Genomic DNA, 269 nt, shown 5'->3' with positions numbered 1-269 from the left:
CGACAGACCAGGTCCGCGCAGTGGGCCGTTGTGAAGATAGAGTGTTTGAATTCCCCCCTGACACCAGCGCTCGCGCTGTACAAAATAGCCAGTCAGATTCTCAGCGGCCAATCCCATCGACAGGCGCTCATTCAGGTAACGGGTCTTGTAGCCCTTGTTGAGCATGGAAAGGGTGGTCAACAGATCCTCCGTGATGGATTCCGTTGGAAACCCCCCAATCTCATCGATCGCCTTGCGTCGCGCGATTGAACATGACCCACAGCAGAAAC

1 protein-coding gene is annotated in these 269 nt (G+C 55.4%); it reads right to left on the bottom strand.

The annotated features are described in order from the left end of the window. Nucleotides 1-269: glycosyltransferase family 2 protein (locus AF337_RS20415; RefSeq protein WP_152971142.1), on the bottom strand; the 269-nt coding region annotated here is incomplete at both ends.

Origin of the sequence: Rhizobium ecuadorense (assembly GCF_001187535.1) — a bacterium.
In the GTDB taxonomy this organism is placed as follows: Bacteria; Pseudomonadota; Alphaproteobacteria; order Rhizobiales; family Rhizobiaceae; genus Rhizobium; species Rhizobium ecuadorense.
This window is presented reverse-complemented; position numbering and strand designations above follow the sequence as displayed.